12 protein-coding genes and 1 pseudogene are annotated in these 18948 nt (G+C 39.1%); 8 read left to right on the top strand and 5 right to left on the bottom strand.

The window, feature by feature from the left end; translation table 11 throughout:
* The 3 genes and pseudogenes from ENH88_RS05215 to ENH88_RS05205 form a co-directional block, all read left to right on the top strand.
* A pseudogene (locus ENH88_RS05215) lies at positions 1 to 206 on the top strand (hypothetical protein); the annotation flags it as partial.
* Between the two features lie 494 nt (positions 207 to 700).
* Positions 701 to 2140, top strand: a complete 1440-nt coding sequence (locus tag ENH88_RS05210; RefSeq protein WP_304180408.1) for a hypothetical protein — start codon at positions 701 to 703, stop codon at positions 2138 to 2140.
* 268 nt (positions 2141 to 2408) lie between these two features.
* The gene (locus tag ENH88_RS05205) at positions 2409 to 2792 is read left to right on the top strand and encodes a hypothetical protein (protein WP_304180406.1); all 384 of its coding nucleotides are present in this window, start codon (positions 2409 to 2411) and stop codon (positions 2790 to 2792) included.
* A gap of 135 nt (positions 2793 to 2927) precedes the next feature.
* Here ENH88_RS05205 and ENH88_RS05200 read toward each other — a convergent pair whose 3' ends face one another.
* Together ENH88_RS05200 and ENH88_RS05195 are read right to left on the bottom strand one after the other, a co-directional pair.
* Entirely contained in the window at positions 2928 to 3974 is a 1047-nt protein-coding gene (locus ENH88_RS05200; RefSeq protein ID WP_304180404.1) for a patatin-like phospholipase family protein, read from the bottom strand.
* A 73-nt stretch (positions 3975 to 4047) separates the two neighbouring features.
* Complete coding sequence (locus ENH88_RS05195) at positions 4048 to 5454, bottom strand: alanine/glycine:cation symporter family protein (RefSeq protein WP_304180402.1); 1407 nt, start codon at positions 5452 to 5454, stop codon at positions 4048 to 4050.
* A gap of 296 nt (positions 5455 to 5750) precedes the next feature.
* On the opposite strand from ENH88_RS05195, the gene ENH88_RS05190 reads away from it, so the two are divergent.
* Together ENH88_RS05190 and ENH88_RS05185 are read left to right on the top strand one after the other, a co-directional pair.
* A complete protein-coding gene (locus ENH88_RS05190) occupies positions 5751 to 6359 on the top strand; it encodes a helix-turn-helix domain-containing protein (RefSeq protein WP_304180400.1) in 609 nt (202 codons plus the stop codon).
* 84 nt (positions 6360 to 6443) lie between these two features.
* Positions 6444 to 7310: a DMT family transporter gene (locus ENH88_RS05185; RefSeq protein WP_304180399.1), complete on the top strand. Its 867-nt coding sequence runs from the start codon at positions 6444 to 6446 to the stop codon at positions 7308 to 7310.
* Between the two features lie 80 nt (positions 7311 to 7390).
* On the opposite strand, the gene ENH88_RS05180 is transcribed toward ENH88_RS05185, so the two are convergent.
* The 3 genes from ENH88_RS05180 to ENH88_RS05170 all read right to left on the bottom strand — a co-directional run bounded on the left by ENH88_RS05180 (position 7391) and on the right by ENH88_RS05170 (position 10500).
* On the bottom strand, positions 7391 to 8371 hold the full coding sequence (locus ENH88_RS05180; protein ID WP_304180397.1) for a patatin-like phospholipase family protein: 981 nt from the start codon (positions 8369 to 8371) through the stop codon (positions 7391 to 7393).
* A gap of 272 nt (positions 8372 to 8643) precedes the next feature.
* The gene (locus tag ENH88_RS05175; protein WP_304180395.1) at positions 8644 to 9639 is read right to left on the bottom strand and encodes an LLM class flavin-dependent oxidoreductase; all 996 of its coding nucleotides are present in this window, start codon (positions 9637 to 9639) and stop codon (positions 8644 to 8646) included.
* Between the two features lie 102 nt (positions 9640 to 9741).
* Complete coding sequence (locus tag ENH88_RS05170; protein WP_304180394.1) at positions 9742 to 10500, bottom strand: rhamnogalacturonan acetylesterase; 759 nt, start codon at positions 10498 to 10500, stop codon at positions 9742 to 9744.
* 442 nt (positions 10501 to 10942) lie between these two features.
* Here ENH88_RS05170 and ENH88_RS05165 point away from each other — a divergent pair, with 442 nt between their 5' ends.
* The 3 genes from ENH88_RS05165 to ENH88_RS05155 form a co-directional block, all read left to right on the top strand.
* Complete coding sequence (locus ENH88_RS05165; protein WP_304180392.1) at positions 10943 to 13657, top strand: TonB-dependent receptor; 2715 nt, start codon at positions 10943 to 10945, stop codon at positions 13655 to 13657.
* Positions 13658 to 14180: 523 nt separating this feature from the next.
* Complete coding sequence (locus ENH88_RS05160; protein ID WP_304180390.1) at positions 14181 to 17204, top strand: TonB-dependent receptor; 3024 nt, start codon at positions 14181 to 14183, stop codon at positions 17202 to 17204.
* Positions 17205 to 17433: 229 nt separating this feature from the next.
* A partial coding sequence (locus ENH88_RS05155) for a rhamnogalacturonan acetylesterase (RefSeq protein ID WP_304180389.1) occupies positions 17434 to 18948 on the top strand: 1515 nt, incomplete at its 3' end.

Genomic DNA, 18948 nt, shown 5'->3' with positions numbered 1-18948 from the left:
ATCAGCTATCAGCTATCAGCTATCAGCTATCAGCTATCAGCTATCAGCTATCAGCTATCAGCTATCAGCTAAAAATAACTTATAGCTTAAATTTTTCAATTAATTTTAATTCAAATTTTCTTATAGCTATACTTTTATCAAACGCTCAGCCAAACCAAATCTCAATAATTTATCTAGGCTATTTTCTCCTACTCGCCCATGCGTAGATTGCAGAATTTCAGATTACGATAATACAATGACCACCCCTTGGGGAAAAGTTAAACCTTCCGATGGTCAGCAAGAAAATCTGAAACCATGTACAAAACACTTAAGGAGCAAAATAAAACGCAGAACCAATATTTATTTGATTTACAAAATCGGCTATTGGAAATTGTAGGTGACTTATCTAGACATACTGGAAGCTAAATAAAGCGCAGCTTTGCTGCGCAATAACACTCAATCAAATTTTTTCTTTTTTTTTCAACGCTTCCTTAAGGTCTTCATTAGTTAATCGAATCATACAATTATTTCAAAAATTAAATAGGTAAGAGAATGAAAGATACCTTAGGCAATAAGCCAATCAATGTAATGTCTGATAGTTTTTTACGTCAGAGGCGAAACTTATTCGTTTCTTAAAGACCTACCCGCTTATAGATTTATTAGTAGTCCTAAGTCCAACTATCTGTTAACTTATGTAATCAATTATAAAAGGGAATTTAGAATGAGATTTTCAGAGTACTTTGAATTAGATAGAACACAACCTTACTTAGATTTCGTAGATATACCAATAGATACTGATTTAGCAGTATTTCTTGAACCTATTGCAATAAAAAAACTTGATTCTAATTGGGGTAACGAACTGTCTTCTATGCTTCAAACTTTTTTTGAAGCTGTACTTAAAGCTATTAAAAAAAGTGATCATAAAAGGGCTAAATCGCTCTTATCTTCTCTAAATGAATCTAATGAATTCCACCTTGGTTACTCCAAAGGAAAGTCAAGAGGTCATGGTTTTGGTGTTGAATCCGCAGATACTGTTTGGAGTGCGTTAACAAGTAGCAATGCTGCAATTACAGGGCTACTCAAAGATTTAGAAGATACTGCTTTGTTAATCCCAAACATTGGTAGTGATATGATTTCTGATGCTGTCTGTAATATTTTAAGAGGGCCATTAATCAAATACACCCAAGATATGTGTAATTATTATGGTGTTAATATGACTCCTGACATCCCCTCTGGACCAATATGGAATCCAATACTGGAGGTTTGGGAAGAGAGGTTAATATCTTTACCCATAACTCCCCATGGTAAAGTCATTTTAGTACCTAAACTTTTAGTTAGAATGAAGCTTAGTTATAGCTCTTCTGATTTTTACCGCCACTATTTATTACCAGAAATGCAACGTGAGCATATAGAATCGCACTCACCATTAGTGAGATTATTAAAAAATGGTAATCACCGTGTTCACAAAAAAGATTTAATTAAAAAGTATGGTAAAGATAAGCTTGCTGTCGCTGAGCAAGCCCGTCTTAGGCCTAACATACTTGAAGAATATCGTGAACAAAAAGCTGAAGAACCTTTGAAGCCTATGAGTTTTGATGATTTTGCTTTTGTTGAAAAATCTAAAAAGCCAGATGTTACCCCTTTATTAGAGGAATTAAAGGAAACAAAAAAAGGGACTAAGTATGCAACAAAATATGAAGATATTATTGAAAGAATTCTTACTTTAGTATTTTATCCATCCCTGTGTAATCCTAAAAAGCAGCATAATATCCACCAAAAAAGAAAAAGAATCGATATTACTTATAATAATGAAGCTAAAAGTGGTTTTTTTTATTGGCTAGCACTACATCACCCATCATCTCAGATTTTTGTCGAATGTAAAAATTATTCTAATGAAATCAGTAACCCAGAGATTGATCAATTATCTGGGCGGTTTTCACCCAGTAGAGGCAAAGTTGGTTTCTTAGTTTATAGGGATATTGAAGATAAAGAGAAATTGATTCAGCGGTGTATCGATACAGCTAATGATCACCGTGGGTTTATAATTCCACTTGATGATAATGATATTATAAACTTAGCAAAAAATGTTAATTCTGATGAACAAGTCGACTATAACCATTATCTTGAGAAGCTTTTCAATAGGCTGATAAGTTCTAACTAGAACTCCATCATATTGTGAACTTTTTTATAAAAGACTATCGCCAAAATCCAACTGAATATAATCTGGTAAAGATAAGAAAGTACTTTCTGCTCAGCTCGCTCAAGTGACTTGTTGTCAATGGTTACGCCAGCTTAATCGGTTAAGATACAGTGGCTTTTCGCTCTTTTATTATACTTACGTACCATGAATTATTGGCTTATATGTATTTATATTAGATTAAAAAATATTGTTATTATGCTCAAGCTTATTTCTATTTAAAGGACTAAATATGAATTTCAATGATATTAAGCTGTACCTCATTATCGTCGTTGCTGGTGCTACTCTTTGGTTTGCTAAAGAAGCCTACGAATACAATAAACTTCAAAATTACATAAGTAATATTAAAGAACATGAAAAAGTTACTAAAGAGTCCAAAGCCCTAACATTTGAACATCAGCTTGAACTTGCTATGGAACGTCAGAAGAAATTACAGATTGAGTCAAATCAAAATAAAGTCGATAAATATATGCGTGAATTACGTTCTAAATATACAAAAGAAGAGTTTAAGGAAAAGCTTGATGTTTGTAATTATTTTACCGATTTATATCTAAATAATCGAACAAAAGAAAATGAAATAAGATACGTTAAGGCTTGTGACCCTATGTATCACTAGAGTCAAACTGTCACAACTGACAGCAAGCTTAAACCATTAATAAAAAGGGCTTTTCGCCCTTTTCTTTAATATTACGTACCGTGATTTATGGGTTGTTAACTATCAGTCATAAACTACATTACTTGATAGATTAGATCATTCAGTTATTTTCAGATCAACATTTTCACTATTGAGTTTTTTATCAAAATCATCGGCTAATTTTTCAGTCTCGCTAAACACTGTTCGCCAATATTTTATACGTGTATCCGCATCGAGATTGGTGAAGTCGTTTCTGTCGGGGATTTTTCCGTAAGGTAAGCCGGCGATGAATTGTTTTGATGGGGTGATCATTACTACGTTATCGTAATTTTGTGACGCGACTTTACGTTTTAAATTTTTATCAAACCACCCTGCTTTTGGTTCGCTATTAAAGTGCGGGTATAAAATTAAACCTGGGTTGTTAATTTTTAAATCAAAATGGTAATCAACAATACCGCCATCGCGATACATGCCCGCTGGCGCGCCGATAATATTTTTTATACCTTGCATCACCAACGGGATTGAGCCCGATGCTAATAGCGCATCTTTTAAATTATCTTTGTTTAAATCTAGCTGTGTAGTTTTAAATTGATAGCTGTCTTCAAGGGCTAAATCACTATTAGGCGCTTGAAAAATAAAGCGTTCGTATTGTTTATTTAAAAAGCGCCGGTTTACGCGATTGGTTAAATAACTTTTGCTCAGGCCCAATAGCTGTAATGCTTTGAGTTCACTTGCTACTAAGCCATTTGATTTTGCGACAATAAAATGTGCTTTAAAAATGGGGTTGTTGATTATTTCTGTCACGCCATTATTGCCAAACACATCTTCGAGTAAAGCGCGGGCTTTGCTGGTTATTTCTTGCGGTGTTGGTTTGTTACTCGAGTAACGCGTTTCACTATATGATTTTGCCAAACGCTCAATGGCTGCCACCGGATCATGTTGTGAAAAACACGCTGCTCTAAATGCTCCCGCCGACGAGCCGATCAAATTCAGTGGTGATGATCGGTGTTTAAAAAACTCACCAAAAATATATTTATCTAAGCCAAATAACGTAAACCATTTAGGGCCACCGGATGCCCCTAAAAAGCTGCTAAAAAGGTCGGGGTTAAAGCCCTGCTCAGTTATTATTTTTGCTGCAGTGTTACCTGCATAAATATCAATCATGAAAATACTTCATTATTTTTAACTATTGGCAAAGTGAATATTTATGCAAAAACATTCACTTTAATCGTTATATTTAGTGCCAAATTCCCTGCTCGGTTTTACCTTGCACAAGCACATTTTTTGCATTAAATTCAGGTTCAATCCCTTGGGCTCGTTGCCTATTATAATCGGCTGTGACATTTAAAATAGTCGGGGTGAGCAGTATTATGGCAATTACATTGACGACTGTCATCAAACCAAGGGCAATATCGGCTAAGTCCCACACTTCTTTTAATGTGGCAGATGCGCCCCACATCATCATAGATAAGTATAAAAGTGTGTAAATACCACGCCCTAGTTTATTATCGAGCTTAAATAAATGTAGATTACTTTCGGCGTAGGCGTAGTTAGCCACCACCGAGGTAAAAGCAAATAAGCTAATAGCGGCTGCCACAAAATACACCCCTCCTTGCGCTAAATGCGCGGTCATTGCCGCTTGTGTTAAGCGAATGCCTTCCATCTCACCACTGATATCAACATCAGCCAGTAAGATGATCACCGCTGTACAACTACACAACACGATGGTATCAAAAAACACCCCAAGCATTTGAATATACCCTTGGGTAACCGGGTGATTTGGAATAGGCGACGCACTGGCTGATGCATGCGGCACACTGCCCGCGCCAGCCTCATTTGAATAAAGGCCACGTTGAATACCATTTTTTATCGCTGCGCCCATTGCGCCAGCTCCCGCCTCTTGCAGGCCAAAAGCAGATAAGAATATATCCTTTAACATAGCGGGTACTTGGGTGACGTTAATCAAGGTAATAATCACTGCTGCCAGTACAAATACAATGCCCATCACCGGCACTACGCGCTCAGCAAAGCGGGCGATAGCTTTAAAGCCGCCCAGTATAATAGAGCCTGCAAGTAGGGTTATCACTATGCCAGAATAAAAGGTTGGAATTTCAAAAGCGAAATTAAGCGCATCGGTAATGGTGTTGGTTTGCATCGCGCTAAAAGTAAAGCCATAGCCTAAGAACAAACACAGCGCAAACGCGATAGCGAGGCTGCGACTGCCTATTCCTTGCTGAATATAATAAGCGGGGCCGCCTCTAAATTCGCCTTGGCTATCGCGTACTTTATACACTTGGCCAAGTACGCTTTCAGCAAACCCTGTAGCCATGCCTAATATGGCAATCACCCACATCCAAAATATCGCGCCGCTGCCACCTAATGATATTGCCACAGCAACGCCAGCTAAATTCCCCGTGCCAACCCGAGCACTTAATCCGGTACACAATGCTTGAAACGAACTAATGTCGTTTTTATCGCATTGGCTACTACCTTTGAGCAGGCTGAACATGTGTTTAAATTTAAAAATTTGAATCAGTTTTAAACGTACAGAAAACCAAATACCAGTGAATAGTAAAATGTAGATCAGTATTTGCCCTTCGCCCCAAAGCAGATTATTTATCCTGCCTACGATCAAATCAAACATGTTTGCCCTTGTTATTATTACGATCCGTCAAATTGAATATAAATGCGAAACTTTAGAATATTTAGTTGGCAATACTTTATCTTGCTGATATAAATTAGCAAGTATTGAGTGTGTTAAAATAGCAAAAAGTTATTTACAACACCCTACAATAGCGTTCATGCTTGTTTGTCAGTAGCAATTATTAAATTTGATAGATGAATAACTTATCGATCCGATACTACACGCGAAAAATCCACAGCCACCAGCACCACTATCACCAACTTGTTTTACCGCTTTGTGGCTATATAGAAATTAGCATGAATAATTTTGCAGCACCTGTTGGGGTTGGCCAATGTGTGGTGATCCCTAAAAATACCCTACATGCGTTTAAATCAGATGAAAATGCGCGTTTTATCGTGGCCGATTTATTAAAGTTGCCCGATAACTTAACGACAATGAAGACGCCCTGTTTCAGTATTGACGATAAATTAATGAGTTATCTAAGTTTTACTCAAAAGCAGCTGCAAGGTGTAACTAACGAAGATGAAACCGCGTTATGTTTTAATTTATTTTTGCTCCTACTCAAACAACAAACTAGCAATGCGACTATTGATCCACGGATAAATAACGTTTTGTTATTAATAAAAAAAGATTTATCGATAGACTATACATTGAGTGATATGGCGGCGTTGGCATGTTTAAGTGTTACCCAATTCAAAGCGGTTTTTAAACAAAGCATGCACACCAGCCCAGTTAAATATCACACGCAATTACGAATGGAACATGCGCGATCCTTACTTTGTTACTCTGATTTAGCTATCGCAAGAATTGCTGAGCAGATTGGTTATAACGACCCCTCGGCTTTTAGTCGCGCCTTCACGTGCTATTTCAAACAATCGCCACAGAACTTGAAAAAGCAGCTTTAACGTCAACAATATCGCCTTTTAAGCACAGTGTTAAATAGTAAAATTGATAAACTACTTTTATCAATTTTTAATCAAAAGTTTGCTATGTCTACAAGTTTCGGCGTATTAGCTATTTTTTTATGGGGTGCATTAGCACTGTTAGGTAATTTAACTAAATCATTACCGGCTTTTCAGTTACTATTTATGTGCTTTTTTGTGTCGTTCTTATTGCTGTTTATTAAACGGCTTGTTAGCAAGCAGCCTTTGTTAACACAACCAACACTTGGTAAGGCGCAAACAATTATTGGCATAACTGGCTTATTTGGTTTTCATTTTTGTTATTTTATGGCACTTAAATATGCGCCATTGATCGAAGTTAGCCTGATTGTCTATTTATGGCCGTTGTTACTAGGCGTTTTTGTCGCGCAGTCTAAACACAAAATAAATGCGATTTTAGGCGGTCTGGTTGGTTTTATAGGGATTGTGTTTTTAATCAGCGATGGCAGTGGTTTTGCTGCCAATAGCCAGTACTTTTTAGGCTACCTATTTGCTTCGAGCTGTGCGCTATTATGGTCGAGTTATTCATGGTTAATGACTCGCTTTGATAATCACGTTGATGATATTGGTTGGCTTTCTCTGTATGTCGCCATTTTAGCCTTATTGGCACATATATTTTTTGAACAAACAGTCACAGGTTTTTCATTATCGCAGGCTGTGGGTATTCTTTTGTTGGGGTTAGGACCTGTGGGCGGCGCATTTTACTTATGGGACATCGCTTTAAAACGAGGTAATAAAACCTTACTTGCCTCATTAAGTTTTTTAACACCGTTACTTTCTACCCTGTTACTGGTTCTGGCTCAACAAATACATTTTTCTTGGTCAATTCTAATTGCACTGGCCTTTGTGTTCACTGGCGCCGCGATCAGTAATTATAAATGCAGGCCTAAGGCCGTGAATGCGCGTCATTTATGACTCGCTTTTTAATTACAAACAACGCGTGATGCTTACTACAACTGAGATGCAACTCATTGCAATAAATTCATCTACAGCAATTAGTTAGCCACAGCAACTGTGTGCGGATTGGTTGCTGGGTATTGCTCAGTAAAATAGCTATTACCCGCTAATAAGCCTAATTTATAATCCCGACGTAGATCACTGGTTGAACTACCGAGTAATTTGCTTGAAAGCTTTTGCTTTGCAAAAATTTGTATTATTTCTACATCTTTCGGAGGGTTGGCAATAAATGCTAACTCATCTTCATAGGCTTGTTCGTGTTGTAATAAATAGTCTAATGTTTTTGGGCAATACCCAGAGGCACAAACAAACGCTTTTAATTTGTTGACCCATGCCGATTGCGCTTGAAAATTTTGATCAACAGTACGTATTACCACAATTTTACGGGCACCACGATGATAGGCTTCGCGCACCGGAAGTGGCGCAGCAAGGCCCCCATCTAAGTAAAAGTCTGACTCAGCGTGTAGATCAGTTTTATCTATTTCATTGGCAGCTAATGCGTTTAACCAGGGTGTGAGCTTTACACCTTGTCTATACAAAAATGGCAGCGCACTTGACGCTTTTAATAGCTCTCGCCATTGTTGGCCTTCCCCGGTTGGAGATAAAAAATAAGCTTTGCGGTCACGGGCATTGGTTGCAGTGATCAGCAGCTCTCGTTCACCTAAACTGGCTTTTGCGGTTGTAAAATCAAGTGCTCTGTTAACTTCGGTGGTTTTATCAAAATACCAGTCTAAGTCGACTATATGTTTTCCCACTAAACCACGGCCTAATTGAAAAAACCGTTTATGACGGGAAAGCCCTCTGATCAAGCGTTTAGCATAGCCTTTTTGACGCGCTAAATAGCTAGTTAAGTTTTGTGAACCTGCAGAAGTACCAATAAATAAATCAAATGGATCATATTCATGTTCAAGCCATGCATCGAGTACACCCGCGGTGAAAATCCCTCGTTGCCCACCCCCTTCTGCGATCAATGCTGTTTTATTGAAAGTATTGGTGATTTTAGGGTCTTGAGATTGCAAACTATGCCTTCCTTTGTTATTGCTTTACTGGTTTATAGCTTCATTTTAAGGTGTTTAACTTAAACGTTAAAATTGATTATATAAATCTGATTGATTAATAAAACAGAACACTAAATGGTGTCTGCGGTCGCGTTAAGTGCGCTATTTAAAAATATAGGAACTAGCTAGAGCGTTTGCTCTAGCCAGTAAAGGTAGGATAGCAATGATAAAATGAGCCGTTGCTTAATGTTTGTTAGATTGCGTTAACTTTTCAGAATTTAAATTTTTAACTGTTAAGATTTTATTGCCATTAAAATTTCCAGAGCGCGATGTCTATCTTCACTTTCATACAAATCATTGGTAAAAATAAATTCATCAACACTCAGCTCTTTGGCTAGCATGGCTAATTTATGGGCAACGGTGATTGGGCTACCCACCACCGACAGTCCTAGAAAGTTCTCAACCTGTGCTTGCTCTTGTGCGCTCCACAACCCATCCATTGTTGATACTGGTGGCTTTAACCATAATGGATCGCCACGTAATAGAGCTAAAATACGTTGTTTTGATGTGGTTGCTAAAAACTGCGCTTGTTCATCCGTATCGGCTGCTACCACGGGAAGCCCCAGCATTACATGAGGTTTAGCCAGTACCTCTGAAGGTTGAAACTCGCGTCGATATAATGCAATTGCATCATAAACAAAGCGTGGCGCAAAGTGCCCTGCAAAGGCATACGGTAGGCCTTTTTTAGCCGCCAGCTGTGCGCTGTATAAACTGGAGCCTAATAACCATATGGGCACATTGGTGTTTTCACCTGGGATCGCCCGTACCGGATGGCTGCCATCATATGGGCCAAGTAAAGTTTGTAGCTCTGTGACTTCTTCTGCAAAGTTTTCTGCACGGCGTTCATCCCGCCTAAGTGCTCGACTGGTTATATGATCACTACCCGGTGCACGACCAAGCCCGAGATCAATACGTCCAGGGTAAAGGCTTTCTAATGTACCAAATTGCTCTGCAACGACCAGTGGCGGATGATTGGGTAACATGACTCCGCCAGCACCAACGCGAATATTCTTTGTTTTCCCAGCTATATGGCCAATTAACACTGAGGTTGCAGCGCAAACAATACCCAACATATTGTGATGCTCTGCCATCCAAAATCGGTTAAAACCGAGTTCATCCGCTTTTTGTGCGTAAGCGACACTATTTGCCAGAGTACTTGAGACAGTGGCGTTTTGTTTCATTGGGCTTAGCTCAAGTAAAGAAAACGGTATTGCAGATAACCCAGACATGCGTACTCCTCATTGCCTTTAATTAAGTGATAAACATGGTCAAAATAATTTAACCATGTTTACAGTAATGGGTCTGCTAGGTGGGTAATTCAATCATTAATTTTATTTTAAGTGTTTTGGATCAGGTATACGTAATTGTGCAACGAGTGGGTGATTTATTTTTTTCATTGCTGTTAATACTAATTGAGCAACTTCTCGAGCACCGAGTTCATTGAAATGAGTATTGTCTTCTACGCCCATAGGGTAATTTGGGTGCAGGTTAGCTGCTATATGCATAAAGCGTAAGCGTGAATTGATGCCACCAAGCTTTTGAAAATACTGTTGGGTTATTCGTTCCATGTCAATAAAATCAACTCCAGTTTGCTGCGCTACGTCTCTGACTATATCGGCATAAATAGGATGGGTATCCTTGATCTGGCCTTTTTCATCAAAGTTACGTCGCGTTACCGGAGTCATCAGTAATGGTTGTGCCTGCTTTGCTCTTACTTCGGCAATAAAATTAACTAGATTTTGCTTATATTGTGCTGGTGTGGTGTAGCGGTCCACTTTCTGTTTAGACTGATCGTTATGACCAAACTGAATGATCACAAAATCATCTTTATTAAGTTCATTTATAATGCCCGCCCACAAGCCTTCACTGATGAAGGTACGTGTACTACGGCCATTTTTAGCACGATTTTTAACGTCGATACTGTCATTAAAAAAGATACTAAATGGCATTCCCCATCCTGTTTCAGGGTAATCCTTCACGTCTTTAATTGACATGGTTGAATCCCCCGCCATAAAAAGCTGAACTTTAGTGGTTGCTGACATACTTGAAAAACTCATCATCATAAGTATTGCTGCTATTAATTTTCCCATTCTACTCGCTCTTTGTTGTTTTTAAAAAATCAGTTTAGCCCGTTATAAAATTATTTTTTGCAGTTAAGTGAAAAATAATTTTACCTAAATGTAGTTGTCATTATAAACATACCACCAACTGCCACCGGTGGCAAATAACAAGTTAAATCATAGTGCTGAATAAAATTCAGCCAATAGTAAATGTGCTTTTACTGCAAAATAAATGTAAATAAAACATCAAACATGTGATTTTTTACGTTTGACAATACGCTTTTTTAGAGATAGCTTGACCTCCATGCCACCGGTAGCAATTGCACTGCTATTATTATTGCCACTGGCTAAAATAATAAATTTATTGATTAATATCATTGATTTATATTTTTTTTGCTAAACAAAGCAACACAAAAACATAGTGCAGAATAAAAATAAAAGCTCAAATCAACAGCATAAAAAGGAACACACAATGAAGACTGCAAATAAATTCGTTCTTAAGCCACTTAACTGCATTGTTAGTGCCTTACTACTGGGCACAACATCATATGCAATCGCAGCCGATGAACAGCCACAAACAGAGACTAAAGCCCAAAATGACATTGAGTTAATTCAAGTAACTGGATTTAGATCATCATTAAATAAATCGTTAGCAACTAAACGTTTTGAAGTAAATACCACTGAATCTATCGCGGCTGAAGATATTGGTAAGTTTCCCGATCTGAATATCGCCGAATCATTACAACGTATTCCTGGGGTGGCTATTTCCCGTGAAGGTGGCGAAGGACGACAAATTACCTTACGTGGCTTAGGTCCGGCGTTTACTCGTACTACCCTAAATGGCATGGAAGTACCCGCAAGTACCGATGGTACTGACTCAGGTGGTGGTGTAAATGGGGGCCGTGCATTTGATTTTAATATATTTGCATCGGAGTTATTTAATCGTGTTGATATTCAAAAAACCCCAACGGCCGCAACCGAAGAAGGTGGCATAGCAGGTACCGTTGATATGTATTCCGCACGGCCTTTTGATTCAACCGGTTTTCATGTTGCCGCGTCTGCGCAAGCCGGTTATAACGACCTCACTGAAGAAGTAGACCCACGGATGGTGTTTATGATCAGCAACACATTTGCTGATGATACAATTGGTGCTTTATTCTCTGTCGCTAAATCTGAACGCACCGTGCGCCAAGAAGGTTTTGGTACGGTACGCTGGACAACACCAGTACTCGATGGTGGTGGCATTTACGCAGACACCTCCAATACAGAAGTGATTGGTACACCCAATACTGGGGAGTGTGAGTTCGAAGGTCAAACAGTCGATGCAGTAAATTGTTTATATACCCCTCGCCTGCCGCGCCCAGATTTTTTTGGTAATGAACAAGACCGCTTAGGGTTTACCGGCTCATTACAATATGCACCGAATGACGATCTGGTTCTTACTCTAGATACATTGCATTCGACACTCGATAATGACCGTACTATGTACAACTTTTTCGAGATGTTTAGAAACACATTCAGCGAAATTACCCCAGAATCAATTACCGTGGCTGAGAATGGTAAACAAATCCAAGCTGCGACATTTAATGGCGTAAAATCTCGCGTAGAAAGTCGTCAGCAGATCTCAAAAACAAAATTTAAACAATACGTATTCTCAGCTAAATATCATTTATCGGATTACCTCCGATTAGACGCTATGGTGGGTACCGCCGAATCTGACGCCCGCTCTGAGCAGTATCGTTATAACATGACCAATAACACGCCTCATAGAGTGTCGATGGATTTTGGCACAACCAATAATACTGCCGTGATGAATTACGATTACGATACTCTAGATGCCAACTCATTTGATTTAGCAGATGGCCGCTTACGTGCAACCGATGTACTGCGCGAAAATGATACCGCTAAAATTGATTTATCATACGAAATGGACATGATGAATATCAAGGGCGGTATTGCCTATAACGACAGAGCCGTTAATTACGATGAGTCACAAATAAATGGCTTTCCCGATCAAGATTCAGCAACTGGTTTTTCACAATTACTACCGTACGATGACTTTGGTGCGGGCTATGATGGTACGTTATCTCCTTTCATAGTCGCTGATTTTGATGCCATAAACTCGCAATTATTAGTTAAAGAATGGGTACCACGCAGTGCGCAAAGCTGGAAAGTTGAAGAGCAAACCATGGCTGCCTATATTGAGAGCAATTTTGAATATGAAATTTCCGACATGCTGCTGCGCACCAATGCAGGTGTGCGTTATGTTAAAACTGAAACAACATCAACAGGTTTTATTCAAACAGATCCAGTAACAATCGAAAATAGCTACGATAATGTTCTGCCAGTGCTAAATTTAGCCCTTGATGCAACTGAAGATGTGATTGTTAGATTAGGTTTATCAAAAACAATGACACGCCCGAGTTTGAGTTCACTCAACCCAGGTAACCCATCATTTTCGTATTTAAACGGCACTGTTAGTGCGGGTAATCCATTTTTAGACCCATTTACCTCTACCAATACCGACTTTGGTGTTGAATGGTATTTTGCAGAAGAATCGCTACTTGCGGCTACGGCGTTTTACAAAGACATTGGCTCGTTTATAAAAAGTGATAGTGAAGTAAAATTAGTCGACCCTGCTTATTTACCCTTCATTGATAATGATCCGCAATATGATCCATCAAGTGCTCTCGATCCTAGAACGACCCCTTACACCCATTTTGTCCCTGTAAATGGTCAGGGCACTGTGATCAAAGGGCTGGAACTTATTTATCAACAGCCTTTTTCGTTCTTACCTGGGCTGTTAAAAAATATGGGACTCGTGTCTAACTATACCTATGTCTCGGCTGGAGAAATCACCGGACTCTCTGAAAATTCATACAACTTTACCTTGTATTATGAAGTAGAAGATTATGGTATGCGTGCGTCAGTCAATAAGCGTGATAATTATATTACTGATTACACAGGTAATAATGGTAACGCAGAGGAAGCAACAACAGGACCTACACACTTTGATCTATCCGCGTTTTATAACATCAATGAGAATGTCACTGTGACATTTGAAGCGATAAATCTCACCGATGAGTATGAACGCCTGTATACAACGGGTGATGGCACGTTAAATTTACCCCGTGAATATAACCATACCGGACGGCAGTTCTTCTTAGGTATCCGTTATAACCTATAAACCTCAGTTTCAACGCTAAATTCCCCTAACGTTAACAGCTTAATTAATTTTTTAATTAAGCTGTTTTTTTATACGTAAAATACAGACTACTCAGTGTAAAAATAGATAATTATAAATCACTCACATACTGACAATAATACCCTTATCTTGTTTTATGCGACTAAAGTAGCGCATCGGTTATTTATAATTAAAACCCAAATGCCACCGGTGGCAAATAACCAATTAAATCATAGTACTTATAAATAATGTTGCACTTCAATGGCATTTGCACGCCATTGAAAATGTAAATTAAAGATGAACAATGTTATGTTTTTCGTTTGACATGCCATCAATAACACTATATTTTCCACTTTGTGCCACCGGTAGCAAATCAATTTATCAATACTTTGCTACTTGCTTTCTCGTTATTTTTCCCATTATGGATTATGAGGTTAGGTGCAATAAGAATCAAAACAAGTACATGACAAACACTCTCTTTTAAGTCATGTTAACTTAATAACAATAAGTAGAACGTGGAACCACTATGACAACCAGCACACACAATTTTAAACTTAATAAGTTAATGACCAATTTAATACTCAGTGGCGCATTGACCAGTGGCTTAGCATATGCAGCGCCTCAAGATGAAGCTGTTGCTGATGATCAACTTGAAGTGATCGAAGTAAAAGGTTTTCGCGGTAGTATCAATGCCGCTTTAATGTCAAAACGTGAAGCCGTGGGTACGCGTGAGACTATCATTGCAGAAGATATTGGTAAATTTCCAGACTTAAATGTCGCTGACTCACTTTCGCGTGTACCCGGTATTTCTATTGAAGAAGATGCCGGTGAAGGGCGTCAAATCACCATTCGCGGTCTCGGTTCTCGTTACGTTAAAACCACAATAAATGGTATGGAGTCGGCATCTGCTGGCGCTGCAACAGATGCCGCGGGCGGCTCAAATACATCTCGCGCGTTTGATTATAATGTATTCGCCTCTGAACTGTTTACCCAAATAGATATCAATAAAACCGTTTCTGCTGAACTTGAAGATGGTGGTATTTCGGGTAATGTTAATTTACAAACAGCCCGTCCATTCCAATACGACGGTTTTAAAGGTGCTTACAATATCAATGCGCGATACAGTGATGTGGATGAAGATGTCTCGCCGCGGGCTTCGTTTATGCTTAGCAATAACTGGGATAATAAGTTTGGTGTACTTGCATCGGTTGCCTACTCAGATGGCACAGTGCAAAGTGAAGGGTCATCAACCGGACGTTGGACAGTAAACAACCCTGGGTTTGTTGATGGCGGCCTACCAGTAAGTCAAGGTGGTTCAAATTACCTTACTGTTGCACCAAAAACGTTACTAGTACCGAATGGTAATTACACTAACGAAAATTTAGATGGGTTATATTTACCGCGAATTCCACGTTATTCTTTGTATTCGAAGCAGCAAGAGCGCCTTGGTGCAACATTAGCCCTGCAATACGCGCCTACTGATGATCTTTCTTTCAACTTAGATGTGCTGCATGCAGAACTTGATAACAACATGCAAGAGTATCACTACGAAGTATTGCTACGTGATCAAAAAGACATTGTGCCAGAAAACATTGCTGTTGATGATAATAACACCATCGTTGCGGGTGCTTTATCAAATGCAATTATTCGTTCAGAAGCCCGTCGAGATGCATCTGAATCAACATTTGATCAGGTTAGTTTTACTGGTAATTGGTTTATTAGCGACCGTTTTAAAATGAACTTCCTAATTGGCCAAGGTAAATCGGATTTAGATGTGCCAAATATGACCACCTTTGCACTCGATAGTAACGCATCAACGGTGGCTTATAGTTTTGATAATAATATCGACCCGCTGTCTTTACTTAATAACCCTGGCGGGCAAGCAATTGGCAGTGGTGAGTTGAACAGCACTATGCCCGCTTTTGCATTTGCAGCTGGTCAAGCTCCAGGGGCTAACTACAGTAAAGAGCAAGTCGCTTCGCTTATGACGGATGCAAGTAATTACACAGCAGGTTTAGTGCGTAATCGTTCGCAAACGATTGAAAGTGAGAACAAAACAATTCGCATAGATTTCGCCTATGAAATAAATGATGAATACACGGTTAAGTTTGGTTTAGGGCAACGTAGTTTTGAAACAGAGCAACATTATAATTTAAACAACTGGCGTGATATCGATACAGAAACAAACAAAACATCCGGCGAAATCGCCGAAGAACGTGTAATGTATTTAGATCCAACCTCAATTGATGGCAACTTGTTTAATACCACTTTAGACGGTCAAGGCGTAAGCTTTGGTAATAATGCCTCAATTCCAGCGACTTCTACGCTTAACAGTAGTACCTGGCTGGCACCTGATTATAATGCCATGTATAGCGCTTTCTCTGGCGAAGACTTTTTTCAAGCCAAAGAAGATTTCAGACGTACTTATTATATTAAAGAAGAAGTTACCACCGCATTCGTTCAACTAGACTTCAGAAACTACATATTTGATAGTGAGTTACGAGGTAATATTGGTGTTCGTTACGTAGATAATAGCAACACTAGCCGTATCGTAAATTTAGATCATATTTACAAAGATGGTTTCACAGCGGGACGTGGTGATGGTACTAACTATGCTGCTGGCTACAGCTGGCGTGAGTCAACAAGTAAAGGTGATGAATGGCTACCTTCATTAAACCTTGCTTACGATATCACTGAAGACTTAGTCGGCCGTTTTAGTTATTCACACGCAATTACTCGCCCTAAACTCTCTGATCTGCGTTCTTCAATCAGTGTTAATACACCGAGTATTGATGATCCAGCCGCGACTATTAAGATGGGAGCCGGCCCTTCACTTCAACCTTATAAAGCCAAACAATATGATGTTGGTTTAGAATGGTACTTTGCTGAAGAATCACTGATTGCGACATCACTATTCTTTAAAAACATTTCAGGTTTAACTAAAGAGACAACAGAAGAAGTATTCTCGGAAGCTGAATTAGCAGCTCTTGGTATTGACCTCGGTGAGACAGACCCAAGTACTGTAACGTGGCAAGTAACACAGCTGGTTAATACCGATGCTGAAGGCATGTGGGGTGCGGAATTTATTTATCAACAGCCATTTAGCTTCTTACCAGAGCCATTTAATGGCCTTGGTTTACAAACTAACTACACCTATATTGACTATACACGCGATATAGAAGATCCATTCTATGGCACTGCGCTTAACTTAGTTGAAGAAGAAACATCAAAGAACACCTATAATATTACCTTGTATTATCAGGTCGAAGACTGGTCTGCTCGCTTTTCTTATAACTACCGTGGTGGCTATAACAAACAGTACTTAAACGAGTATAAAGATGAGTCAACCTTTGTGCGTGGTTATGATGCAAAAGCAAAGCTTAATTTCTCTGCTCGCTACAAGTTAACTGAGAAAATGAGCCTGTCGTTTGAAGCTGTTAACTTAACAGATGAAAAACAAGCTATGTGGAATGATATTTACACGCCACGCCCTTACGAAAACCTGTCATCAGGTCGCCAGTTCTTAGTTGGCCTTAGAGGTACATTCTAACTTAATAAAAACACAACCTCATTTTATGGGGTTGTGCCCTCTCTATAATTGTCTCCCCTGCATCATTGATGGTTTTCAGTTGAGACTGATAGGTTTGATTTTAACAAAACTTTCAGTTTTACCCTACTCATAAAGATAAGAACAAGAAACTGAAAATCTTGCTCACTAAATTTGCTCGACAACCATTTGAGTTAACACAGTGTGCTTATAACAATAAGGTATTAGAAACATGAAAATACTTCTCAAACAATTATCAATACTTTTAGTATGCTTTTATTTAAGTGCATGCGGAGGTTCATCAGATGACTCCATTAATATTGACCCAATAGTGACTGACCCTGTAATTACTGACCCTGTTGACCCAGAGCCCCCAGTAGAACCTGAACCGCCTGTAGATCCAGAGCCTCCGGTTGATCCAATTGCTGATATCACCATTCATATGATTGGTGACTCTACTATGACTGAGTACGACCAATCGCGTAAACCACAAGCAGGCTGGGGTGAACAGGTTCCGATGTTCGTGAGTGACAAAGCAACCGTTAGAAATTGGGCCCGTGGTGGCAGAAGTTCTCGTAGTTTTTATTACGAAGATGGTCTTTGGAACTTAGTTAAAGAGACAATAAAAACGGGTGATTACCTAATTATTCAATTTGGTCATAATGATCAAAAATTAGGGGATGCTTATGAAGAATTTGGCACTTATGCATACTGTAGCGATGGCACTAGCAATGGTGAGGATTGCCTTGATACCGAACACTCTTATTATCAATTTCTTAAAAAATATGTAAAAGAAGCACGAGACTTAGGCGCGGTGCCCATTTTAATGACCCCTATTGTGCGTAAATATTTTAGCGGCGCAAGTATTAGAAATTCAGGACTACATGATCTTGAATCGGTTAACACAGGAGAGCTTTTTGCTCGTGGTAATTATCCTGCGGCTATGAAGGAAGTCGCGGTATTATTAGACGTTCCTATGGTTGATTTAACCGCGCAAACAAAGGCAATTGTTGAAAAATACGGTGATCAAGCCGCGACTGAATCACTCTATATTTCAGCAGACAGCACTCACCCTCAAGTACTTTTCGCTACTTTAATAGCAAAAGCTGCTATGAAAAGTTTGCAACAGCAAGAGGTCTTAACTGATTATATTATTGAAGCGACTTCTTTTATTTCTAGCCCTGAAACACTGCAATGGAACGATCGTTATGTTGGTGTCGCTAACGTGAAAACATTAACGTTATCAGCATTTGATTTAAGCCCTAACACGGGTAATTTAGTGGCAACCGCACCTGATGGATTTTTATTAAGTAATGCTCCGGATTCAACTAACTGGACAACGATATTAACCGTTCCTTATGAAAATGGTGCATTCACTGAAAAAATGTATGTTCAGTTCACTCCTTATTCTGAAAAATCTTTCAATGATAGTATTAGCTTTTTTGCTGGTGGGATTGATTTAGGCGCGGTGAATGTTTCAGGTAACGGCGTTGCTGTTGGTAATGGTCTACCCGCATATAGCCGTTGGTTTACTGAAGGGGGCGCATTAGCAGCATTAACAGATGGTCCAATCACCGCACAAGACGCGAACGTTGTGAATTTAGATACAGGGTCAGTTAAAACATTTGCTGTGAACGAACAAGACACAGGAGTAGCAAGATTTAGGGTTTATGGTCCTGATTTAGTCTCTAAAAATGATGATAAGTATCTAGAGTTTGCCGTTACTGCCGCGACCCAAACATTTTCT

Source organism: Pseudoalteromonas prydzensis (assembly GCF_011050055.1).
In the GTDB taxonomy this organism is placed as follows: domain Bacteria; phylum Pseudomonadota; class Gammaproteobacteria; order Enterobacterales; family Alteromonadaceae; genus Pseudoalteromonas; species Pseudoalteromonas prydzensis_A.
This window is presented reverse-complemented; position numbering and strand designations above follow the sequence as displayed.